Here is a 1,148-nt window from a genome sequence, read left to right on the forward strand (position 1 = left end):
GGAACCTCTGATTTTCTCTTAAAATTTCACATATCAGCGCACATTTATTCAGAAGTCTGTATTAAAGGCGAAATACTGCCGTTTTGTTTCTTGTTTTGCCTGAATTCCGGGCCTAAACCCGAATTTCAGGCGCACTGACCCTAGGCCAGCAGATACTGCTTGCAACGGATCAGGTTGGCAAAGCCTGCCAGCATGTATAAACGCGCCGTATTTTTGGCCAGTCCACGGTAGCGCGTTTTGTTGTAGCCAAACTGTTGTTTGATAATGCGAAACGGGTGTTCAACTTTGGCCCGCACACTGGCTTTGAGTGTCTCCAGTTTTGCCGCCGCACCATTTAATGTTTTTCGTTTGCCGGGGCGTGCGGCTATAAACCAGTCAACATCCAGCTGTTGTGTTTCATCGCGTTTTTCAATGCCGAGATAACCCGCATCACCCCAGACACGCCGCTCCTTACCGTTTAACAAACGGGTCGTCTGCGTGATATCGTGAGCATTGGCTGCGGTGGTTTCAATGCTGTGAATGACGCCAAGCGTATCATCGACGCCAATGTGCATCTTCATGCCGAAGTGCCATTCGTTGCCTTTTCGCGTCTGGTGCATGTCCGGGTCGCGTTTACCTTGCTGGTTTTTTGTGGAGGTGGGCGCGCTGATAATCGTGGCATCGACGATCGTGCCTTCTTTGAAAGACAGACCTTTCTTCTCCAGGTGCTTATTGATTTTACGGAACAGCTTCTGGCCCAGCCCATGCCGTTCGAGTAAGTGCCGAAAATTGAGTATTGTGGTTTCATCGGGCACTGTATCAATGCTGATGCCAGCAAAGCGTCGCATGGATTCGACTTCGTATAACATGTCCTCCATGGCGGGATCGCTCAGGTTATAGAACAGCTGCATACAGTGAATGCGCAACATGGCAGAAAGCGGAAAGGGTTTTCTACCGGTAAGTGATTTAGAATAATAGCGACTGATGGGCGTGGCCAGTTCTTTCCAGGGTAGAAGCTTGTCCATCTCCGCCAAAAATTTTTCGCGGCGAGTTTGTTTACGTTTAGCCTGGCCTTCGGCATCAGAGAAGCTTAATTGAGACATTGTCTTTACCCTGTTTTGTGATTTTTCCGCTATTATGCCAAATATTGGGAGTTTTTCAGAGGTTCC

1 protein-coding gene is annotated in these 1,148 nt (G+C 48.5%); it reads right to left on the bottom strand.

Translation table 11 applies throughout. The features are described 5' to 3' along the window. Positions 1-140: 140 nt before the first annotated feature. On the bottom strand, positions 141-1,082 hold the full coding sequence (locus VIM91_RS11455; RefSeq protein ID WP_331864941.1) for an IS5 family transposase: 942 nt from the start codon (positions 1,080-1,082) through the stop codon (positions 141-143). Positions 1,083-1,148: the final 66 nt, after the last annotated feature.

This window comes from Thiomicrospira sp. (assembly GCF_036568485.1).
GTDB lineage: Bacteria > Pseudomonadota > Gammaproteobacteria > Thiomicrospirales > Thiomicrospiraceae > Thiomicrospira.

Coding starts and splice junctions, on each gene's coding strand:
- VIM91_RS11455 (WP_331864941.1), bottom strand. CDS start 1,082: ATGTCTCAATTAAGCTTCTCTGATGCCGAAGGCCAGGCTAAACGTAAA.